Genomic DNA, 21,820 nt, shown 5'->3' on the forward strand with positions numbered 1-21,820 from the left:
AGCGCTGGAGGGCCAGCAATTGAAGTCGCTCTTTGACTTCAAATGATGGACCGAAGCGACTCGAGAGGCTAGGAGCCGGAGCTGGACAATAGGTTGATACTCGAATGCAAACCTTCTGAAATACATTATCCAGTTTTGAAGGAATAAAAGTTTTCCTTGCAAAATAACCAAAAGGCATTATAATAGATAATGTCGTTTAAAAAAGTCTGGCGGCGATGGCGAGAAGGTCACACCCGTTCCCATGCCGAACACGGAAGTTAAGCTTCTCAGCGCCGATGGTAGTTGGGGGTTTCCCCCTGTGAGAGTAGGACGCTGCCAGGCGAATGAAAAGAACAGCTGATATGCTGTTCTTTTTTTGTGCTTTTGTAAAATAATCAGGGAATCCAAGAATACGATGTACTAAGAGGAAGCTGCTGGAGCTGCTCCATCTTTTTATTAGGGGGTTTGAAAATGGATCAGGCTGAAAAACAGGAACAACTGATTGAATTGGATAAAAAACATTTTATACACCCTACTTCTTCGTTGAAACATCAGCAGGAACACGGTGCCCCGTTTATTTTTACAGAAGGAAGCGGTGTCTATTTGACGGATATCACTGGACATAGGGTACTTGAAGCGATGTCATCTCTTTGGAATGTGAATGTAGGGTATGGAAGGGCCGAATTGGCTGAGGCGGCGAGTGACCAGATGAAGAAGCTTGCATTTACCAATTGCTTTTCCTCGATGAGCAGTGAGCCGGCGATCAAGCTTGCTGCCAAACTCGCGGATCTGGCGCCAGGGCACCTTAATGCGGTTTTCTTTACTTCTGGGGGTTCAGAGTCAAATGATACCGCTTTTAAACTGGCCCGCTTTTATTGGAAGCTAAAAGGAAAGCCGAAAAAAACAAAAATCATTGCGAGGAAAAAAGGATATCATGGCGTCAATATCGGAGCAACGAGTGCAACCGGCATCCTGCCGTTTCACGAGATGGCTATTTCGCCGGCCCCGGATTTTCTCCACGTCGATCCCTTCTCGGCTGACGAGTTAAAAGAACTAATTGCAGCAGAAGGGGCGGATACAATAGCAGCCTTTATCGCTGAACCGATACAGGGAGCTGGTGGCGTGAATATTGCTCCTGACGGTTATTTTCAGGAAATAAGAACCCTTTGTGACATGAATGAGATCCTGTTTATCGCTGATGAGGTCATCACCGGGTTTGGCCGGACAGGAAAAATGTTTGCTTTGGAGCATGATCAAGTCATACCGGATATAATGCTATTGGCAAAAGGAATTACCAGCGGCTATATCCCGCTGGGGGCTGTGGTTTTGTCTGATGAGATCCATAAGGAATTGACCAGCAGGACTGAAGGTGTGCTTCTTCATGGGTATACGTACAGCGGACATGCGGCCGCCTGCGCCGTTGCCCTGAAGAACATTGAAATTATAGAACGCGAAAATCTCGTTGAAAATTCAAGAATCATGGGAGCTAAAATGCTGGAGGGCTTCCGGAATCTGCAGCAGGAGGTGGACATCGTAGGCGAGGTAAGGGGAAAAGGGCTGATAGGGGCAATGGAAATCATCGATCCTGCCACAAAGCTGCGCTTTCCTGTCCCTATTGCTCCTGAAGTAAGCAAGGAGGCGGCCAAACGCGGACTGATGGTTAGAACAGTGGTATTTGAAGGGATGGATACCATTGTCTTTGCTCCTCCGTTGATCATAAAAGCACATGAAGTCGAAGAATTGCTTCATATCCTTCAACAATCCCTCATCGCTGTTCAAAAGAAACTCATCTTGCAAAAATATAAACTATCATAGGAAAAGGGAAGTGTGGGACGCTAAAGAAAAGCAATTTAGAGGAAGGTGATTGGATGAAAACCATTCCATATCTGTTACTATGCGTTCTATGCTTCTTTTTTCCTGCAGAGACTACCGCACAGAAAAGAGTACCTATTCTTATTTACCATTCAATCGATGAATATACTGGGCTGGGATCAAAGGAGTTATATGTTCCCCCAAAAAACTTTGAAGACCAGATGAACTATTTGCGGAATCATGGCTTCACTCCGCTGACGTTTGAACAATGGGATAGGATCAAGCTTGTCCGCAAACCAATCTTCATCACCATTGACGATGGTTATAAAAATAATCTTAAAGCCTTCACCATTCTTCAAAAACTGGAGAGCCAGCAATTTCAGCCAAAAGCAACCCTCTTTGTTATTTCCGACTTTATTGGCAGGTCAGGCCGCCTTTCCCGGGGAGAGTTGAAAAGGTTGTCGGATTCAGGCATCATGTCCGTTCAGTCGCATACAGCAACACATCCGGATTTAACCAAGATAACTCAGTTTGATAAAGAGTTGAAAGGTTCAAGGGACAAAATCAGTCAAATAACCGGCAGGCCAGTAATCGCCCTGGCTTATCCATTTGGAATTTTCAATGCGAGAGTGGTGGCGGAAACAAAGAAACATTACTTATTTGGACTAACCACTACACCAGGACCTTATGTAGCGAATAATAGTAAAGATGAGCTTTACCTGCTTCCAAGGATTTATGTGAAGTACTCGACTTCACTTGAAGAGTTTGAGAAGTTGGTGGAGGGTGGCTAAACCAGAACATGCCATTGAGGGCTGAAAGTATATTATGGTGAACTAAGTTTACACAAGGAATGGGGGTCCTGCGATGCATCGGGTGCTTGACTCATTTATAATTGAAAATTTTCCTGGCCTGGAACTTTCACCCGGCCTGATATCTTCCTGGAGCAGCCGTCTGTGCTTCGGAATTTCACCGCCAGGTTTCAACAGCGATGACCCTGAGTCCTTGGGGCAGGCTTATCAACGGGCTGCCCAACTGTTTCATAAAGTATTCCACAGCGAGGATGAACTGTTGCTGGTAGCCGTGGTGCAGCCTCCAGGGAATGAATCGGTTCTGGGAAGGAAATACTTAAATATTTATTTAAAATATGTTAAACGCAAAAATACGGTCCATAGGCTTCAGCATTTTCTTAAGATGGCAGAGGGCAAGGATATGAAGGAACATCGCTTGATTATCCCATGCAGGAAGGAAGACATTCACTATCTGCAGCTGATAGAAAATATTCTCTATGAACATTTTGCCCACCCATCAACAATCCTGAAATACCCTCCCCAAAACAGTCATGATATCTATTTCATCAATTATACCAATAAAATAATCTATCATTTATACGAAGATCGTCGATGTGAAATTCTCGCTGCCGATAAGGAGCAGCTGCGTCCATTATATGATGAATTCAATAGCTGGATTCTTGAAAATGACCGTGAATCAGCAGAATCCCTTTTCAATGATTTTCCAAAATAATTGCAAATGATTCTCTTGCAAGGAAAGTTAGTGTATAGTATTAATAGAATCGTTTACGCCAGTTGGACGAACTGGCGTTTTTAATTTTGTAAGGGAGGGGTCCGATTTGCTGCAGAAGCTAAACAAACAGCTGGAAAGAATCATGCCTGCGATCACTCCTGCAAGTGTCGTGATTGGTGTTTCATTCGCGGCTGCATTCATACCTTATACTAATTGGGTACCCTGGATATTTGCTTTTATGACCTTTGCTGGAAGTCTTGGCGCGAACCTCAATGCTTTTAAGGAAACGCTGAAACACCCTTTTCCGCTATTCCTGACGCTCGTGATCCTGCATGTCCTAATGCCTGCATGGGCGTGGGGAGTTGGCCATTTGGCCTTCAATGGAGATGCTTACACCATTACTGGCATTGTCCTTGGTATGACCATCCCAACTGGTATTTCCAGTTTAATCTGGGTGGCCATCTATCGGGGCAATATTGCTTTGACCTTATCCATCATCATAATTGATACCATTCTTTCTCCTTTCATTGTGCCTTTTACTCTGACGCTGATGGTGGGCAGCAGGGTGGAAATGGACGTGCTCAGCATCATGGGCGGACTTTTTGGAATGGTTGTTGTTCCATCCATTCTGGGAATGCTTTTAAATCAGGTGACTAAAGGAAAGGCCAAGACGATTCTCAGCCCGAAGCTTGCGCCGTTTTCCAAACTTGGCCTTGCCGTGGTAGTTATGATCAATTCTGCTGCCGTTTCTCCATATTTGCGCACAATTGATATGAAACTCCTGCAAATTACGGCGATTGTCTTTTTCATCGCTTTCACGGGCTATTTACTGTCCTTCTTCATCGGAAAACTGTTTAAAGGAGACAGGGATACAGTTATTGCCTTGACATTTACCGGAGGAATGAGGAATATCAGTGCGGGTGCCGTCCTTGCGGTTTCCTACTTCCCTCCGCCTGTAGCGGTTCCCGTCGTTGTCGGAATGCTTTTTCAGCAGGTCCTGGCATCTTTTTATGGATTTTTTGTGGACCGCCATTACAGCCGGAGATATTATGAAAAGACCCATACAGCATAAGCTTAAGGACCAGGCCGTATTCAGGCGTGGTCCTTTATTGTTTAATGACGTAATTTTTATGTGAAACCACTGTGAATGGAGTTTCCAGGTCTAGCTTCTGAGCATCATCCTGACTTATTTTTACGATGATACTCGATTCCTTAACCTTTGTTACAGTGCCGAAAAAGGCGAATCCATGGCGGCTGCAAAGGACCAGGTCGCCAACCTCTACATTCTGTAAGGTCCTCTGTTTATTTGCGGATGCATCCATTTATTTTGACACTCCTTCTGCAAGGGATGGGTAGTTAATTAGAGTGGTCCATGAATATCCATTATTTGAAGAGGGGTGTAAAAACAAATAATCGATAAACATGAACTCTGGTTCAAGTATTCCATATCGTAATCGAACCTGTCAACGAAAAAGGTGAATTAGGGTTCACTTTTTATCTTATGCTATAATAATGAGGAGGTGATACTATGCAAGACCAAGACCAACAGCAGCTCGTAGGATCTTTTCCTTCCCTGCCGAAGCAGGAAAGGGCCCTCCAAAAAAGGAAGGCGTTGTTGGAAAGCGGCCGCATTTTATTTATTGAAAAAGGCTATGAGCATACAACAGCAAAAGAGATTGCGGCTCACGCAATGGTTGCCACGGGCACATTTTATCGATACTTCTCAGATAAGAGACAGTTGTTGATGGCCTTGCTGAAAGATCAGCTGGACAGGCTTGTTCCTCCAGAGCCAAGCTGGCTGGATAAGAATCCAGAGGCGCTGCTTTCTTCTTCATTGGAGGCGCATTTTTCCCGCCTTGATAAATTGGGGCTCCACCGTGTCCTTCCTGAATTGCTTCCACACGATGGAGAGCTGGCAGAAGTGCTTGCCGAGGGAAGGAAAAAACTTCATGATAACATTCATAAAGGTCTGAAGCAGGCTCAAAATGAGGGGCTTACATGGAATGATTTAGACCTCGATTCTGTTGCCTGGTCCATTCTTTTTCTCGTGGAAAGAATTCCTGAGATGAAATTGGAATGCGGAAAAAAAACCAGTTATGACGAAATTGCAAAAATTATCTGCCGAATGGTTTTTCCTCCCGAAATCCTGGTTCAATTACGGTCCGGGTCAAGGACTTTACTGGGAAATGAAAACGGATAATTTGACAGAAATTATTATCTTATCTATAATATTCTATATTGTGAGATTCTCTTAAAGGGGAGTAGCTTTTACAGCAGAGTCGTCATTACGGAGGAGACCCTCCCGGCTTTGCTGGCAACGCCAGTTGTTAGCAAGACCTTTATCAATTGCATGATTGGTAAAGGTCTTTTTTGTTTGGAAAGGATTTTACCAACATGGTAAGAGCATTTGCTTTGTATATGTCTTTTCCGGGTATGGATAAAAGACTGCAAAGATATCAGGACTATCATTCCATAAATCCAGGAAACTATTTCTAAGCCGGAGGGATTCATGCTTTACTACAAGACCTTTGAATTGACCCCCAGTCATGAATGGACGGTGTTCATACATGGTGCAGGTGGAAGTTCGTCAATCTGGTATAAACAAATAAAAGAGTTCAAGAAACATTTTAATATATTGCTGATTGACCTTAGAGGACACGGAAACTCTAAGGATATAATAAAATCAAAACATAGCTACTCCTTTGATGAAGTAAGTATTGATGTAATTCAAGTACTTGATCATCTCAACATCCGTTCAGCACATTTTATTGGCATGTCCCTGGGGACTATCCTGATTCGCAACATAGCTAAAATGGAGCCGGACAGAGTGAAATCGATGGTAATGGGCGGGGCAGTCATCCGCTTGAACACGCGTGTTAAAACCTTGATGTTCTTGGGGAATGTATGCAAAAAAATCCTTCCTTATATGTGGCTGTACCGTCTGTTCGCCTGGTGCCTGATGCCGAATGAAAGACATAAAAAATCACGTCTGATGTTTGTGGAGCAGGCAAAAAAACTCTACCAGAAGGAGTTTATCCGGTGGTTCAAACTAACCAAGGATGTTGCCCCTTTGCTGGTGGAATTTGAAGAAGACCCCGTTAATATTCCTACCCTGTACATTATGGGGAAGGAAGACTATATGTTTCTGCTGCCTGTCGAAGAAGTAGTAAAACGGAACAGCTTTGCTTCGTTGTCCATCATTGAGGATAGCGGCCATGTATGCAATGTAGACCAGCATAAAAAATTTAATGAGCTTTCAATTGCCTTTTTAAAGAATCTTAAATGCAGCACAGTCTTGAATGCATAATAAAAGGAAGGGTGTGTTCTGTTGAAGTTATTCATGTCGGAAATGCCTGGCTATATTAAAAGGGAACTTGATCAGCTTCAGGAAGTCATTGGACCTTATATGAAGAAGATCTCTAAATACAGTATTTGGACATTGCCTCTTTTGCTCGTATCTGCCTTCAACCTGATTTTTATGATATTTACTGGAGACATTAATGGAGAGAATGCCCTTGCCATTGGCCTGTTTGCCTTGATGGGAGCGATTGGAGCTGCCTTGTTCAAGGAAGTGAGGATCCAGCAGAAGGAACTGCGTAAAAAAAGTGCCAATTATATGATTGACCGGATAAAGAATAGTGAAATAGCCAATGACTTTCATAAAAAGCAATATATCCAGCAGATTAAAAACGAGCCGGCCTCTAAAACGATCAATCTTTTTATCAATTTCCTGATTGAAGAAAACAACCGGAAACGATTGCTGGATTAACAGGCCTGAACGAGTTAAAAAAGAAATCGTACAGCGCGGAAATTATGTTAAAATGAAACAGGACAATTTAAAAGCGATTTTGAAATCGCGGGAGGTTCTAGCTACCCTCTTGAAAAAACTAGGGAAAACAGTGCTGCTTTCTTTAGTGGCGCTGTTTTTTCGTTGAAAGGGAGAACATCATGAAAAAAAACGAAAAAGCAATTGTTGTATTCAGCGGCGGACAGGACAGTACGACTTGCCTGTTTTGGGCGATGGAACGATTTGAAGAAGTAGAGGCTGTGACATTTGATTACAATCAAAGGCACAGCAGTGAAGTAGAGTGTGCCAGGAAAATTGCGGAAGAGCTGAAGATTCGGCATCATATCCTGGACATGAGCCTGCTGAACCAGCTGGCTCCGAATGCATTGACCCGTAGTGATATTGAAGTGAAGGATGGCGAAGACGGCGGCCTGCCGTCGACATTTGTCCCAGGCCGGAATTTATTATTTATGTCATTTGCGGGAGTCCTGGCGAGCCAGGTGGGTGCCAGGCATATCATTACGGGAGTGTGTGAAACAGATTTCAGCGGCTATCCTGATTGCCGGGACATTTTTGTCAAATCCCTCAATGTTACTCTTAATCTGTCAATGGAAGAAGACTTTGTCATTCATACACCATTAATGTGGCTCGACAAAGCGGAGACATGGCAGCTGGCAGATGAATTGGGGGCCTTCGAGTTTGTTAGGGAAAAAACATTAACCTGCTACAACGGAGTCATCGCGGATGGCTGTGGCGAATGCCCTGCATGTCGCTTGCGTAAGAATGGTCTTGATGATTATCTGGTTGTCAGAGAGGAGCAATAATATGTACGGTTTTCGAATTGTTGAAAAGCTCCAGAAGATGGACGAGGATATTCAAAGGGACCAGCTGAAATACCATCACAAGCGTGTTCTTGTCAGCAAAGAGTTCACCTTTGATTCGGCCCATCACTTGCATGCATATGAGGGAAAATGCAAAAACCTTCATGGCCACACGTACAGAGTCATTTTCGGACTAAGCGGCTTTGTTGACGACAGGGGCCTGCTGATTGATTTTGGCAACATCAAGGAAATTTGGAAAACAGAAATTGAAATCCACCTTGACCATAAGTATTTAAACGAAACGCTGCCGCCGATGAATACAACGGCCGAAAATATGGTGGTATGGATATACGAACAAATGGCAGAGGCACTTGAAAAGGAAGAGCGGAAGAGAGTGTATGATGGCGCGAGGGTCGAATTCGTCCGTTTATATGAGACTCCTACCAGCTATGCGGAAGCAAGAAGGGAGTGGATGGAGGTTGAGTAAAATACCTGTCATGGAAATTTTCGGCCCTACCATCCAGGGGGAAGGCATGGTGATCGGACAGAAGACCATGTTTGTCCGCACTGCCGGATGTGACTATTCCTGTTCCTGGTGTGACTCTTCGTTTACCTGGGATGGGACGGGCAAACACTTGATCCGCCAGATGGAGCCTTTACAAATATGGGAGGAGCTAAAGTCTCTTGGGGGAGCAAGGTTTTCCCATGTGACAATTTCAGGCGGAAATCCCGCACTTCTTAAGAACCTGGATGGCCTTGTCACCGTGCTGAAGGAAAATAATATCAAGCTTTGTCTCGAAACCCAGGGAAGCAAATGGCAAGAGTGGATGACAAGTATTGATGAACTTACTCTGTCTCCCAAGCCGCCAAGCTCCGGTATGATAACAGATTATGAAAAGCTTGATGACATTGTTGGCCGCCTTCGTTCCTCTGATTTTCCCGGAAACATCAGCCTGAAGGTCGTTGTATTTACCGGTGAAGACTACGAGTTTGCGAGGAATATTCATAATCGATATCCGGGTGTGCCATTTTTTGTCCAGATAGGCAATGATGATCCAGTTACTACCGATAATGGGACGCTGATTGCTTCTCTTCTAAAAAAATATGAAACATTGATTGACAGGGTAGCAGCCGACCAGGAATTAAATGATGTCAAGGTCCTGCCCCAGCTCCATACACTATTATGGGGAAACAAACGAGGAGTATAATAGAAAAAAAACACTGAAAGATTCGCAGCTTTCAGTGTCTTTTTTAGTTAGAGGGGAATCCTTTATAGTCCCAGTGAGATGTACTTCACCTCGAGAAACTCTTCAATGCCGTAATGTCCACCCTCGCGTCCGAGCCCGCTTTGCTTAAATCCTCCAAATGGAACCTGGGGTGTGGATGGCATTCCATCGTTCAAGCCAATGATTCCGTATTCGAGTGCTTCAGTGATTCTGATGCCTCTAGAGATATTTTCAGTAAACACATAGGCGGCGAGACCGTAGATTGAATCATTAGCCCGGGAAATAGCCTCTTCTTCTGTCTTGAAAGTCGCTACCGGAGTCACCGGGCCAAAGGTTTCTTCGTTCATGCAGATCATGTCGTCATTCACCCCGGTAATGACCGTAGGGGAATAATATAAACCTTCCAACACCTCGCCGCCGGTTTCTATTTTCGCACCTTTCTCCACTGCATCCTCAATGTGGCGGGCAACTTTGGATATGGCCGCCTCATCGATCAGCGGTCCAATGTCTGTGCCTTCCTCAAGACCATTTCCTACCTGCAGCTGCTTCACTTTACCCACAAGCCTCGCCGTAAAGTCGGCAGCGATTTTTTCATGTACATAAATCCTATTGGAACATACACATGTCTGTCCGGCATTCCGGAATTTCGAGGCAATAACTCCATCGACAGCCTTATTAAGATCAGCATCTTCCATCACGATGACGGGAGCATGGCCACCGAGTTCCAGGGAAACTTTTTTAACTGTATCGGCCGAACCCTTCATAAGCAGCTTGCCGACTTCAGTAGATCCTGTAAAAGTAAGCTTGCGAATCCGGCTGTCTTCAAGCCATGCTTCCCCAATTTCCTGTGCCCGTCCAGTTACAATATTCAGTACTCCTTTAGGCAGGCCGGCTTTTTCTGCCAGCTTTGCCAGCTTAATAGCGGTGAGCGGGGTCTGTTCTGCCGGCTTCAGCACCACAGTACAGCCGGCAGCGAGGGCAGGTGCGACTTTCCTGGTAATCATGGCAGCAGGGAAGTTCCAGGGAGTGATTGCGGCGATAACGCCGACTGGCTGTTTCTGGACGAATAGCCTTTTGTTCCGGACAGCGGCAGGAATGGTTTCGCCGTACACGCGCTTCGCTTCTTCCGCATACCAGGAAACAAATCCATTTGCGTACGAGATTTCACCTAATGCCTCTTTTAGGGGTTTGCCCTGCTCCAATGTCATTGTCCTCGCAAGCTCTTCCTTATTTTCATCAATCAGTCTATGCCACTTCAAAATCAGCTCCGCTCTCTCATAGGCCGAATATCCAGACCAGCTTTTAAATGCTTCGCAGGCAGCATCAGCAGCCTCTCTGGCCTCAGCATAACCGCCGTTAGGGACTGCGGCAATCTTTTCGGAGGTAGCGGGGTTGTTGACTTCGAATGTTTCCAATTCTTCTCCAGTCCATTCTCCATTTATGTATAGGTAGTAGTTTTCCATGATTTTCCTCCTTGTCTGCTCCGATCAATAAGCAGTTTGGTAGATTTTTTCAATATCATCCACTGATAGGGCCCTAGGGTTGTTTTTTAAAAGTCTTGTTATCCGGGAGGCATCCTCCGCCATTGACGGGATGTCGCTTTCCGGAATGCTGAAGCTCCGCAAGCCCTTGGGAATATGGACGGACTCGCAAAGGCTTCTCATCGCCTCGACTGCCGCCGCTGCTGCTTCAGTATCAGACAGTCCTGAAGTGTTTTGGCCAAGGGCTTCGGCAATATCGCGGAATTTTTCCTGACAGGCGATTTTGTTCCATTCCATTACATATGGGAGCAGCAAGGCATTGCTTACTCCATGCGGGATATGATAACGTCCGCCGAGGGGATAGGCAAGCGCGTGGACCGCTCCCACACCGGCATTGCCAAAAGCCATTCCAGCCATCAGGCTTGCTGTCGCCATGTTTTCGCGCGCTTCCATATGGCCAGGATTAGCATAGGCCTTGGGCAGGAATTTTGCAATCATTTTCATCGCGCCAATGGCCAGAGCATCTGTAATCGGGGAGGCGTTGACGGAAATATAAGCTTCGATGGCATGGACAAGGGCATCGATGCCGCTGGCTGCCGTGACAGATTTCGGCATGGTCACGGTCATTTCCGGGGCGACAATTGCTGTATCCGGAAGGAGGAAGTCACTGACAATCCCTTTTTTTAATTGGGCTTCCGTGTCAGAGAGAATGGCGATATTTGTAACTTCCGAACCAGTTCCGGCTGTTGTTGGAATGGCAATCAATGGAGCGCCTTTTTGAGGTACCATGCCAGTACCGAACAATTCTTCAATACGCCCGTCAAACCGGGCAAAACCTGATACAGCTTTGGCAATGTCAATGGCACTGCCTCCTCCGACAGCAATCAAGCCATCATGATTTCCTGACAAAAATACCTCGGTGCATTCTTCAACAATTGCTGCTTCCGGTTCTGGTTTAACTCCGCTGAATATGCCGAAGGAACTTCCTCCAAGACTTTTGGCCAGTTGTTCCACTACTCCGATTTCGTTAAGAATCTCGTCGGTAACAATCAGCGGATTTTTCATCCCAAGGGTTTCTGCTTCTTCCTTAAGTTTCGCTGTGGCTCCATTGCCGGTGATTAGCTTATTGGCAATCTTGAATGTAGAAATACCATGCATTTTCCCAACACTCCCTTCTTAGGCGGTGATTTATTGGACTACCTCCATTTTACATAATTTATTTTAATTTTACGAAAAAATAAAAAATAACGGAAGCAAATTTAATTCACTTTGTTTGATAGCAGGAATACCTTAATTGAGAACGGAATAGAATAAGGGAATGTAAACATATTCCTAAAGGAGTGCCGGTAACTTATTTGGGAACAAAATACAAACAGAAAGCCGGGTTGGGGGAAACATGGGGAAAGCAAAAAAAGCCATATGGATCTGGTGCATGATTGTTTTAGCAACAGGCTGCGCCAGTCAGAATGGGGAAACCGCAGACAGTAAAGACATGGAAAGTACAAAAAAAAGTGTCGTGATGCAGCCAGATGTGAAGAATGCTGCTGAAGGAGAAAAGGGAGAGGCAGGGAAACAACAAAAAAAGCTTCAGCCTGTCACCGTGACTGTAATTGATCCGATAACGAAAAAAGACATCAAGAAAATTGTCCCTGAAGAACTGGGTTTTGGGACAGCAGGAGACAAGTATAAGACTGAACTTGAAGAATGGGCGAAGGAACTGGCAAGGGGTACAGATGATGCTCCTGGTTACGACCAGCGAAATACTCCCGATAAACTGGATGAAAACGGGGGAATTATTAAAGGGGAGCCAAGGGTCATCCTGGAAGAACAGGAGTTTGTGGAAAAAATGCTTGAAGCTTCAAAAGAGGGCGGGGAAGTGGAACTGCCCCTGTACATGACAGTGAGCGGTTACAAGCCCGAGGATGCTGCCTTTCTTGATGAAGTGGTCGTCGCTTCATATACAACACACTTCAACCCTGGAGTAGCTGGTCGGACAAAAAATATTGAACTTTCCGCAGAGGCTGTGCACAATGTCATCATAGGCGAAGGGGATTATTTCTCTTTCAACACCACCGTGGGGCCAAGTGATGAGGCACACGGCTACCAGCCTGCCGAAGAAGCGGTCAATGGGAAACTGGTGATGGGTATTGGCGGAGGAATTTGCCAAACCTCTTCAACCCTTTTCAACGCAGTAGACCAGCTTGGTATCGATTATGTGGAAAAGCACCACCATTCTGTCACTGTCGGCTATGTACCGAAGGGCAGGGATGCAACAGTATCCTATGGGGGAAAGGATTTTCGCTTCCAAAATACAAGTGGTGCACCTTTCCTGTTAAAATCGGTGATTGAAAATGGGAAACTTACCATTGAAGTGAGAACATCGAAGCAGTATGAAGGGATCCTTAAGAAAGAGGTATAAGCAAAAAGCTGGCATTTGCCAGCTTTTTCAATTGTAAGTATATTTGTGTTCGCATAACTTAACATAATATTTTTATGTTAAATAACAAAAAACAATAAGCAAGCGAGGAGAAGGTTTTTACTATGATTCGTTCATGATAGCTCCCTCAACAGGGTATAGGTTGATGTCAATCTCCGTCTCTGCTCCCAGTGCCATCTTGGCAAGCTGCTCTCCTATGTATGGCCCCATCGTCAGTCCGGAAGCTCCCAGGCCATTGGCGACAATCAGTCCTTTCCAGCCGGGCAGGGGACCGATTACAGGCAGGAATCCAGGTGTGAAGGGCCTAAAACCGGTCTTGGCCTCTACAAATGTCCCGTTCTCCAGTCCGGGAGCAGCGTCAATGGCCTTGTTCAACACTTCCCGCAATCCCCCCGCTGTAATCCTCGTATCAAACTCTTCGACATCTTCATGGGTGGCGCCTGCAACAATCTTTCCCTTTTCAAAAGCAAGCAGGTACTGGTTGCCAGGGGGCATCACTACAGGCCAGCTTGCTGTGGAAGCATTCGGAATCTCCAAGTGTAGAATCTGGGCCTTCTGAAATGAAACACCAAAATGGACGCCTAGCGGAGAGAAAAGCTCGTTTGCCCATGCACCGGCACAGACAACGACCATATCCCCCAATATGGTTTGGTGATCAATGGAGATCCCGGTAATTTGCTTTTCTTCATATCTTAATTCGGCGCTTCCATTGATGACTCTTGCTCCATTTTTTCCTGCAGCCCGCAACAGGGAATCTCGGAGCATCCGACCATCCACGCGGGCCGCTCCGGTAACCTGGAGTGCGGAGAATTCCTCGCTAATGGGAGGAAACAGGGAAGAGGCCTCAGGAGATGAAAGCTTAAGGATTTCCCCCATTTCAGGTGCTTCCTGCCGTTTTTGGAGGGCACGCTCTTCCAGTTTATCAAGTTTCTCAAGCTCTTTCTGTAAAATCAATGCCCCTACCCGGGAATAGCCGGTTTCGTGTTCACCATCCTGTTTTAAAGCCTGGATTAATTGAGGATAAAAGCTAGCCCCTGCTTTTACAAGCTGGTACCACGCCTTGTTCCGCCGCTGGGTAACCCAGGGGCAGATGATTCCTGCAGCAGCTGCTGTCGCCTGGCCTCTGTCATTCCGGTCCACGACAGTAACGTCAGCTCCCATTTTTGACAGCATGTAGGCTGTAGATGCACCGAGGATTCCTCCGCCCACTACAATCACTTTCTTCATGATCCATTACCGCCTTTAAAAGAAATTCCTATTTAGTATACATCTTTTCCACTTGTGACAGTATTCATTTTAGAAAGCAGATCCGCTGTTTGCTTGGTTATGCTGGTCACCGGACTTCCACAATCTTCCTTCATATTCTCCCTGGCATGTTCATAGAATGGACAAGGGGACTTGTCTGGAGGGGATAATAGTGGATAATTGCAAGATGAAAGCTCAATCATTTGAACATGTATAAGCTAATGCTGACTCATCTTTGCCTACTGATGGGGGCAATCCTGCAGGGGCTGTCCATGTCTCTCTTCCTATTTCCTCATTCCATTCCCTCTGGCGGAGGAGCAGGCTTGGCCCTTTTGATGAACCATTGGTTAGATTTGCCGCTGGGGTTTGCCTTATGGCTGGCAAATGCTGTCTTTTTAGTGTTTGGACTGAACTATTTTGGGTTCCGCTGGACGGTCCGTACCATCTTTGCGGTAGGGATAACTTCCATGACAGTCAGTTTGGTGACTCCTTATGTACAGCAGCCGCCCATGCATCTGTTTTTGGATATGGCGGCAGGAAGCATTTTTTTTGGTACAGGGGKAGGGCTGCTGATTCGGGCAGGTGCCTCAAGCGGCGGCATGGTCATACCCGCATTGATGATTGCCAATTATAAAAGCTTGAGTCCGGGAAGAGTGATGATGATGATCAATCTTTTCATTTTTATGCTGACATCACTTGTCATTGATTATAAAATTGTCATCTATGCTGTGATTTGCCAGTTCCTCTCAACGAATATCATCGATTCGATTTATAAGCTGAGGGTCCGACGGCTTTTGCTGCTGCATGCCAATTGGAGAAAAAGGTGAGAAGATCCTGTAAATCAAAGGATTTTCCTTTCCTTTAAATAAGACTGGATGGTGCGGACACAGTCCTCAATTCCCATTAAGCTGGTATCAAGGCTGATTTCCGGTTCAGCAGGTGCTTCATAAGGTGATGAGATGCCAGTAAACTCGGGAATTTCCCCCTTTCTTGCTCGCTGGTACAAACCTTTAGGGTCCCGGTCCTCACATATGTTAATGGGACAGTTTACATAAACTTCGATAAACTCGCCTTCATCGAACATGTCCCTGACTAGGTTCCTATCCTCGCGAAATGGGGAGATAAAGGCTGTACAAACAATTTGGCCGCTATCGACAAACAGTTTGGCAACTTCACCAATGCGGCGGATATTTTCCTGACGGTCTTCCTTACCGAAACTCAAATCCCGGTTCAAACCATGGCGGATATTGTCTCCGTCCAGAACATAACTGTGGAGGCCCTGCTGGAACAAGAGAAGATCAAGTGCATTTGCCAAAGTTGATTTTCCTGAACCGGAAAGGCCGGTGAACCAAATGACACAGCTTTTATGGCCTTTTAGCTGGTGGCGGCCACTCCTTGTCACGGCCGCCTCATGCCAAACAATATTGGTGCTTTTATTCATGGCGGGCTCCTTAGTTTTTGATGTAGACTTCCTGCATACCCTGAATCAGTACGCCGACCACTTCCGGCCGGCTGAATTCCTTTGGCGGCTGCTGGCCGTTTTTGAGCATTCCTCTTACCTTTGTGCCTGAAAGGATTACATGGTGCTCGGCATCATGAGGGCATGTTTTTTCAGAGGCCATATTTTCACATTTTCGGCAATAAAAGCTGTGTTCAAAAAACATTGGTTTAATCCCCAGCTCTTCTTCGGAAAAGTTTCCGAAGATTTTTTGGGCATCATAAGTGCCATAGTAATTGCCAACCCCGGCATGATCCCGGCCAACGATGAAATGGGTACAGCCAAAATTTTTCCGGACAATGGCGTGGAAAATGGCCTCCCTGGGACCGGCATAGCGCATTGCCGCCGGGAACACGGAAAGGAATACCCGGTTTTGGGGATAATAATTTTCAAGAAGGACCTGATAGCTTTTCATGCGGATCTCACTTGGTATATCATCTGACTTTGTTTCGCCGACAAGAGGATTAAGGAAAAGACCATCTACCGTTTCAAGTGCTGTTTTTTGAATATATTCATGGGCACGGTGAACAGGGTTGCGCGTCTGGAACCCGACAATCGTATTCCAGCCGAGCTCCCGGAATTTTTCCCTCGTTTGCTGTGGGTCCAGATAATATGCTTCAAACATCGATTTTTGAGGTTTTCTTGTCAGAGTTACTTTTCCGCCCGCATAGAACGGCCCCCGTTTGAACAGCTTGTTTACGCCTGGATGGGAGGAGTCTTCCGTCTGAAAGACTTTTGCAGCTTCGATCCGTTTATCAGGCTTGAAAACCTCGGCAATTTCCATTATGCCGTATACAATCCCGTTAAAGACAAGGTTGATGGTTTCCCCGGTATGCAATTGTGAGGCTTTCTGCTCATCAATGGCAAGAGTGATCGGCAGTGACCAGGGGAGGCCGGAAGACAGCCTCATACCATGGACCACAGCCTGATAATCTTCCTTCCCCATAAAACCTTCCATTGGACTGTAGGCTCCATTTGCAATTAGTTCCAGGTCGCTAAATTCCATATTGTCAAGCTCGACAAAGTTTCGAGTCAAATCTTCCTCCAGGCTGAAGTCCATTCGATTTATCAATTGCCCGCCATGAGGTATGCTTGTGCTCATATTCTTCTCCTCCCTATATATAGAATTAACAATTAATTATGGTGAAGTCCGCATTCTGTTTTACCGAGGCCAGCCCACCTTCCTGACCGGGAGTCGGCACCCGGCTGTGCAGGTCTGGTACAAGGGGCGCAGCCAATGCTCGGGAATCCCTGGTCGTGAAGAGGGTTATAAGGAAGCTTATTGAGGGCGATATAAGCCAGGACTTCATCCCATGTCCAGTGAATGAGGGGACAGATTTTTATTTTTTGGAATTTATCATCCTTGTTAATATATTTTGTTTGGCTTCTTGAGAGGGATTGTTCTCTTCTTAGCCCGGTAATCCAGGCCTTGGCGCCTGAAATGGCTTCTTTAAGGGGAGCAACCTTCCGCAATTGGCAGCAAAGGTTGGGGTTTTCCTTCCAGAGTTCCTCACCATGCTGTTTTGCCTGCTCCTTAAGGGAAATCCGGGGTGTAACCATTTCTATTTTCAGGGTGGGATAGCGCTGCCTGACTTTCTCGATCAATTGATAGGTTTCTGGAAAGTGCAGCCCCGTGTCAAGGAATTTGATGCTGGCTTCCTTGTCGACTTTATAGATCAAGTCGATCAGCACAATGCCTTCTGCACCGAAGCTGCAGGCATAGACAATATCTTTTTGATATTCTCGATAGGCCCATTTAAGGATATCAAAGTAATCACGATGGCCTGCTAGAATGCTGCTAACCTTTGTGTCGTCCCAATTTTCATAATCGAGTATTTTGGACATTTCCTTCCTCCTCTCTAGCTTAATGTTTTGAATTCCAAGGTAAGACATTGATTATTTTCAATTATCAGCTGATTCATTTTATTGATATGGCCATAACGCCAATAGGAACACAATGCTCTGATCCAGGCTCCGTGGCCGAAGACAAGGAGGTTGGGCACCTCGCTGTACTTCTCAAGGAAACGGTGGATACGATTTTCCAAAGCCGATACTTTCTCTCCTAACACCAATGATGATGGGTGCTCTTCCCAGGCTTCTCCCAATTGTCCAATCAAATCTGATTTGGGCTTTCCCTCAAAAGGGCCAAAATCAAGTTCATTGAGGAGGCATTCGGTCTGGGGGATATACCCATATTGATTTGCCGTCTCCTGGGTACGCTTTAAGGTACTGGCCAAGATCAAATCAAAAGGTTCCAATTGGCAAAGGTATGATTTATTATCAAGAATTTTGTTCCTGATATCTGGTGAGGGCAGTGAGATTCCGATATCCCGTCTTCCCTGAAGCCATGTTTTTTTATTCCACTCAGTGGGCAGGTGCCTGATCAAGGTAAGCTGCATTTGTTTCCTCCAGATAAAAAGTTTCACTGCGCAATCCACAACGCTGGGCTTCAAGCACAAGTACATCATCAAGCTTGACATTGCCTAGATTAACGTTTGGTCCGATGGTGTTGATAAAATACATTTGCTGCTTCGCGGTTGGTGCCTCGAATATCATCTTCCTTGAATCCAGCCCCTTAACCAATTCCTGTATCAGATTAGACTTGATGTCTCCATTACTTCCGTAAATGCCTGCTGTCCCGGAGTCACGGCCTTCTGTTATGACATATTCGCAGCCAGCTTCAAGAAAGAGCTGGATTTCTTCTTTCCAAACTGAAATCGGCATATCTTCATTCCCATCTTTTGAGCCAACTTCGGCTATGACATAAAAATCTTCTTTAGCTTGGGAAATAATATCAAGGCGCTCTTTGATAGGAATATCCAATGTCCCATTGGATATTTCAACCCATTCAATTCCCAGTTTACGCAAATAAGAAAAGTATTCAGGAATTTTGTTTTGGTAATAGCATTTTTCGAACAATGTCCCTCCGCAATATGGTTTAATTTTGAATTCCTTGTAAAGATCTATTTTTCGCTGCAGATTGGGGGTGACATAGGCGGAACCAATGCCAATTTTCGCTATATCGATAATATGGTGATAATCTTCCAGTATTTGTTGTAAACGCCCGAGCGGGGTGCCAAAATCGGCAATGGAAGTCAGCCCGTATGTTCTGTTCCCGGCTGTTCTCATTGGTAATTGTAAAAAGTCCATGGGGAAAGCGCCCTCCTCTATTTTTCTAGGATAGACTATTCAATATCTGGGCGAATGTGTAAATAATGGGCTTTTACCAAGGAAATTAGGCTTTTCCGCTGAATAAACTATCGGCTGCTTCCACACAATAGGAAAGCTTATTCTTTCAGTTAGGGGTGCTTTCATTGGCAAAGCAAAAAAATAAAGGGATGGCGATCTTAGCCATTGGTTCTATACCGCTTATTCTCGTGCTAGGGAATTCCATGCTTATCCCCGTCCTTCCGAAAATGAAGGCAGAGTTGGGGATCAGCCAATTTCAGGTCAGCCTGGTGATTTCAGTGTTTTCTATCGCCGCAGCCATTTCCATTCCGGTTCTTGGCTATTTGTCTGACCGCTTTTCCCGAAAGGCCATTATCATTCCTGCCCTCATTCTATATGGAAGCGGGGGGCTTTTGGCGGGTGCGGCAGCTGCGTGGTTTTCCAACGCCTATACCTGGATCCTCGCTGGAAGGATTGCCCAAGGCATTGGCGCTGCCGGAACGGCACCTATTGCAATGGCCCTTACTGGTGATTTGTTTAAGGGCGGAGAACAGAGCAGGGTATTGGGGTTGGTTGAAGCATCCAACGGGTTCGGAAAAGTAATCAGCCCAATTATTGGTTCCTTGCTGGCCCTCCTTTTCTGGTATGCCGCCTTCTGGGCATTTCCAATTTTTTGTCTGGCATCCGTGCTTCTCACCATCTTTTTCATCAGGGAAAAGAAAGCGGAAAAAGAACCTCCACCTGTTGGAACATATGTAAAAGGTCTTGTTTCCGTGTTCAAAACCGAAGGCCGCTGGCTTTTTGCCGCCTATTTTACCGGCGCCGCCTGCCTGTTCACCTTATTTGGTATCTTGTTTTATATTTCGGATATTCTGGAACGGGATCATCAAATTGATGGTGTACTGAAAGGCAGTATTTTGGCGATACCGCTCCTGTTCATGACTACTACTTCTTATATAACAGGCAGCAAGATTGGCAAAAAAATGGGACTAATGAAAGCATTGATCATTATCGGGCTGCTGCTGATGACAGCATCCTTCGCATCGCTTGTGCTTTTTACCAAGCTAGTGCCGTTCTTTGCCGTCCTTGTTGTCAGCAGCATCGGTACAGGTCTTGTATTGCCTTGTATCAATAGCTTTATTACAGGCTCAGTCCCAACCGACCGCCGGGGATTTGTTACCTCTTTATACGGCTCTGTCCGATTTTTGGGAGTAGCGATCGGCCCACCGGTATATGGGGCGTTGATGGAATGGTCGCGGCCCGGGATGTTCCTGGCGACTGCAGGTTTGACTTTATTCGCTGCGCTGCTAAGCCTGGTGCTCATCCATGTGCCGAAAAAGGAAAAGGCTGAAGGCAGCGATAGCTTATTCGAAAAAATGCAGCTCACTTAAGGAGTGGATGATATGCAAATTTATTTTTCACCAGAAGTAATCACGCCTCATTACCAAGTTCTGAATGTTGTCGACCCTCATCATAAAGCCGTAGGAAATGTGGCTTTCCTGTTTGATGAAAAAAAGCTGTTTGTCTACGGAATATTGGAGGAGGAAGGGGTAGGCGAAGACTTTAGGGATCTTGTTACTCCCTATATAAAAGGATTGGCCAAAGCAAAGCCGGGACTGGATATTTACTCCTGTCTTTATGTAGGATGCAAAAAGATCAAGCTTAAGGATGAAGAAAAAGAATAACAAGCAAGGCCAGCCGCTTCGGCATGGCCTTTTCAATAAGTGCAATCATCTTTTTTTGTGCTTAAGCCCATTAGGCGTAAACACGGTCACAAGGCCAATAACCATTTCATAATGTGAGATAGGCAGAAAAAAATGGTTAGTCTGGAGCGTGCACCTAATGAGTATGGGAATAATAGTTATGGGATTGCTCATCGGATTTATGGTCGGCTTGACTGGTGTAGGAGGGGCAGCCTTGCTGACACCGATTTTGGTATTGTTGGGGATAAATCCTGCAATAGCGGTTGGAACGGACCTTGCTTATAATTCGGTCACCAAATTTTTTGGCTCCATTCAGCATTGGCGCCAAAAGACAATCAACTTTAAATTGATGAAATATTTAGCGATTGGCAGTATTCCAAGTGCCATATTGGCTGTTTTCTTGCTTCAGTTGTTTGACTCCTTTTTTAATAACCAGGAGGAAATCATCAAGCATGCCTTGGGATATGTATTGATACTGGTGGCTCTCACCACCCTATTCAAGACGTTTCATAAGGAGAAGTTTGAATCGAATTCATTACAGATGAAACCCTTGGGTGAAAAAAAGGGCTTGACAATCGCAGTGGGTGCCGTCCTTGGTTTCATCGTTGGGCTGACTTCGATTGGTTCAGGATCGATGTTCGCTCTGGCTATGCTGTATCTTTACCGGCTGAAGGCATCAGAACTGGTTGGAACGGATATCGCTCATGCCTTTTTCCTGGTGACAGCCGCAGGCATTATGCATGCCGGGATAGGCAATGTCGATTTTATGCTGATGCTTAATCTATTAGTCGGTTCTGTACCGGGGGTAATCATCGGAAGTTCATTATCAGCAAAGGTTCCGGCCAAACCCTTAAGGACAATCATGGCTTTAATGATCCTTATCAGCGGTTTCAAACTTATATAAATGATATGCCATCCCTTGCGATGGCTATTTTTTATTGCCGGGGTTTTAATTTCCTGAAACAAGAGTTCCAAGGCCTTTCCGCTGTTCCATTTTCCGTTTCATCTTGTTCCAATACGGAACATGAAACGCTTGAGAAATAACTCAATCGTAGTGTTATTAATGGTTTTACCGTTGGCACGATAATTGCACTATTTAAATATTAAATATTAAATAATTTGAATGCCAAAGGGGAGATTCT

The 21,820-nt window shown here is 45.4% G+C and carries 24 protein-coding genes and 1 rRNA gene; 16 read left to right on the forward strand and 9 right to left on the reverse strand.

The features are described from left to right. The first annotated feature begins 205 nt into the window (after positions 1–205). The 5 genes from rrf (at position 206) to ADU22_RS15550 (ending at position 4,384) form a co-directional block, all read left to right on the forward strand. Positions 206–321: ribosomal RNA gene (gene rrf, locus ADU22_RS15530) — 5S ribosomal RNA — on the forward strand. A 129-nt stretch (positions 322–450) separates the two neighbouring features. After that, positions 451–1,794 carry an aminotransferase family protein gene (locus ADU22_RS15535; protein ID WP_053362965.1) on the forward strand — a complete coding sequence of 448 codons (1,344 nt, stop codon included), beginning with the start codon at positions 451–453 and terminating at the stop codon, positions 1,792–1,794. A gap of 53 nt (positions 1,795–1,847) precedes the next feature. Further along, entirely contained in the window at positions 1,848–2,582 is a 735-nt protein-coding gene (locus ADU22_RS15540) for a polysaccharide deacetylase family protein (protein ID WP_053362966.1), read from the forward strand. Positions 2,583–2,655: 73 nt separating this feature from the next. Continuing rightward, complete coding sequence (locus tag ADU22_RS15545; RefSeq protein ID WP_053362967.1) at positions 2,656–3,312, forward strand: DUF3885 domain-containing protein; 657 nt, start codon at positions 2,656–2,658, stop codon at positions 3,310–3,312. Between the two features lie 106 nt (positions 3,313–3,418). Next, positions 3,419–4,384, forward strand: coding sequence for a bile acid:sodium symporter family protein (locus ADU22_RS15550; protein ID WP_053362968.1), 966 nt, complete (start codon positions 3,419–3,421; stop codon positions 4,382–4,384). 34 nt (positions 4,385–4,418) lie between these two features. Here ADU22_RS15550 and ADU22_RS15555 read toward each other — a convergent pair whose 3' ends face one another. Then, entirely contained in the window at positions 4,419–4,634 is a 216-nt protein-coding gene (locus ADU22_RS15555; protein ID WP_053362969.1) for a DUF2187 family protein, read from the reverse strand. A gap of 206 nt (positions 4,635–4,840) precedes the next feature. Here ADU22_RS15555 and ADU22_RS15560 point away from each other — a divergent pair, with 206 nt between their 5' ends. From ADU22_RS15560 to queE, 6 genes are all read left to right on the forward strand, one after another. Continuing rightward, positions 4,841–5,512, forward strand: a complete 672-nt coding sequence (locus ADU22_RS15560) for a TetR/AcrR family transcriptional regulator (RefSeq protein ID WP_053362970.1) — start codon at positions 4,841–4,843, stop codon at positions 5,510–5,512. Positions 5,513–5,821: 309 nt separating this feature from the next. Next, positions 5,822–6,619 (forward strand): alpha/beta fold hydrolase, encoded by a 798-nt coding sequence (locus tag ADU22_RS15570; RefSeq protein ID WP_053362972.1) that lies wholly within the window; start codon positions 5,822–5,824, stop codon positions 6,617–6,619. Positions 6,620–6,640: 21 nt separating this feature from the next. Further along, the gene (locus tag ADU22_RS15575) at positions 6,641–7,081 is read left to right on the forward strand and encodes a YwnF family protein (protein WP_053362973.1); all 441 of its coding nucleotides are present in this window, start codon (positions 6,641–6,643) and stop codon (positions 7,079–7,081) included. Between the two features lie 179 nt (positions 7,082–7,260). Then, positions 7,261–7,923, forward strand: a complete 663-nt coding sequence (queC, locus tag ADU22_RS15580; protein WP_053362974.1) for a 7-cyano-7-deazaguanine synthase QueC — start codon at positions 7,261–7,263, stop codon at positions 7,921–7,923. After that, a complete protein-coding gene (queD, locus tag ADU22_RS15585) occupies positions 7,892–8,407 on the forward strand; it encodes a 6-carboxytetrahydropterin synthase QueD (protein WP_502688747.1) in 516 nt (171 codons plus the stop codon). The genes queC and queD overlap by 32 nt, the downstream gene beginning before the upstream one ends. Beyond that, a complete protein-coding gene (gene queE / locus ADU22_RS15590; RefSeq protein ID WP_053362976.1) occupies positions 8,400–9,128 on the forward strand; it encodes a 7-carboxy-7-deazaguanine synthase QueE in 729 nt (242 codons plus the stop codon). Before queD ends, queE begins: the two co-directional genes overlap by 8 nt. Positions 9,129–9,190: 62 nt before the next feature. Here the strand turns inward: queE and ADU22_RS15595 are convergent, their stop codons facing one another. Then, positions 9,191–10,609, reverse strand: a complete 1,419-nt coding sequence (locus ADU22_RS15595; protein ID WP_053362977.1) for an NAD-dependent succinate-semialdehyde dehydrogenase — start codon at positions 10,607–10,609, stop codon at positions 9,191–9,193. 24 nt (positions 10,610–10,633) lie between these two features. After that, on the reverse strand, positions 10,634–11,785 hold the full coding sequence (locus ADU22_RS15600; RefSeq protein ID WP_053362978.1) for an iron-containing alcohol dehydrogenase: 1,152 nt from the start codon (positions 11,783–11,785) through the stop codon (positions 10,634–10,636). Between the two features lie 238 nt (positions 11,786–12,023). On the opposite strand from ADU22_RS15600, the gene ADU22_RS15605 reads away from it, so the two are divergent. Then, the gene (locus ADU22_RS15605) at positions 12,024–13,046 is read left to right on the forward strand and encodes a VanW family protein (RefSeq protein ID WP_053362979.1); all 1,023 of its coding nucleotides are present in this window, start codon (positions 12,024–12,026) and stop codon (positions 13,044–13,046) included. A gap of 120 nt (positions 13,047–13,166) precedes the next feature. Here ADU22_RS15605 and ADU22_RS15610 read toward each other — a convergent pair whose 3' ends face one another. Further along, positions 13,167–14,291 (reverse strand): NAD(P)/FAD-dependent oxidoreductase, encoded by a 1,125-nt coding sequence (locus ADU22_RS15610; RefSeq protein WP_053362980.1) that lies wholly within the window; start codon positions 14,289–14,291, stop codon positions 13,167–13,169. A gap of 263 nt (positions 14,292–14,554) precedes the next feature. On the opposite strand from ADU22_RS15610, the gene ADU22_RS15615 reads away from it, so the two are divergent. Then, positions 14,555–15,136: a YitT family protein gene (locus ADU22_RS15615; RefSeq protein WP_353611407.1), complete on the forward strand. Its 582-nt coding sequence runs from the start codon at positions 14,555–14,557 to the stop codon at positions 15,134–15,136. A gap of 14 nt (positions 15,137–15,150) precedes the next feature. On the opposite strand, the gene cysC is transcribed toward ADU22_RS15615, so the two are convergent. Genes cysC through ADU22_RS15640 form a run of 5 tightly spaced genes read right to left on the reverse strand, consistent with a single transcriptional unit; the run spans position 15,151 to position 18,957 of the window. Continuing rightward, positions 15,151–15,750 (reverse strand): adenylyl-sulfate kinase, encoded by a 600-nt coding sequence (gene cysC, locus ADU22_RS15620; RefSeq protein WP_053362982.1) that lies wholly within the window; start codon positions 15,748–15,750, stop codon positions 15,151–15,153. Between the two features lie 10 nt (positions 15,751–15,760). Continuing rightward, positions 15,761–16,909, reverse strand: coding sequence for a sulfate adenylyltransferase (sat, locus tag ADU22_RS15625; RefSeq protein ID WP_053362983.1), 1,149 nt, complete (start codon positions 16,907–16,909; stop codon positions 15,761–15,763). Positions 16,910–16,941: 32 nt separating this feature from the next. Further along, positions 16,942–17,643 carry a phosphoadenylyl-sulfate reductase gene (locus ADU22_RS15630; protein ID WP_053364600.1) on the reverse strand — a complete coding sequence of 234 codons (702 nt, stop codon included), beginning with the start codon at positions 17,641–17,643 and terminating at the stop codon, positions 16,942–16,944. Between the two features lie 23 nt (positions 17,644–17,666). Continuing rightward, positions 17,667–18,206 (reverse strand): histidine phosphatase family protein, encoded by a 540-nt coding sequence (locus tag ADU22_RS15635; protein ID WP_053362984.1) that lies wholly within the window; start codon positions 18,204–18,206, stop codon positions 17,667–17,669. Continuing rightward, complete coding sequence (locus ADU22_RS15640) at positions 18,172–18,957, reverse strand: phosphosulfolactate synthase (RefSeq protein ID WP_053362985.1); 786 nt, start codon at positions 18,955–18,957, stop codon at positions 18,172–18,174. Before ADU22_RS15640 ends, ADU22_RS15635 begins: the two co-directional genes overlap by 35 nt. Positions 18,958–19,145: 188 nt before the next feature. On the opposite strand from ADU22_RS15640, the gene ADU22_RS15645 reads away from it, so the two are divergent. The 3 genes from ADU22_RS15645 to ADU22_RS15655 all read left to right on the forward strand — a co-directional run bounded on the left by ADU22_RS15645 (position 19,146) and on the right by ADU22_RS15655 (position 21,582). Continuing rightward, positions 19,146–20,366, forward strand: a complete 1,221-nt coding sequence (locus ADU22_RS15645; RefSeq protein ID WP_231687965.1) for an MFS transporter — start codon at positions 19,146–19,148, stop codon at positions 20,364–20,366. A gap of 12 nt (positions 20,367–20,378) precedes the next feature. Further along, complete coding sequence (locus tag ADU22_RS15650) at positions 20,379–20,660, forward strand: hypothetical protein (protein WP_046523161.1); 282 nt, start codon at positions 20,379–20,381, stop codon at positions 20,658–20,660. A 157-nt stretch (positions 20,661–20,817) separates the two neighbouring features. Then, entirely contained in the window at positions 20,818–21,582 is a 765-nt protein-coding gene (locus ADU22_RS15655) for a sulfite exporter TauE/SafE family protein (RefSeq protein ID WP_053362987.1), read from the forward strand. The last annotated feature ends 238 nt before the right edge of the window (positions 21,583–21,820 follow it).

Source organism: Bacillus sp. FJAT-27251, assembly GCF_001273925.1.
Lineage (GTDB): Bacteria > Bacillota > Bacilli > Bacillales > Cytobacillaceae > Mesobacillus_B.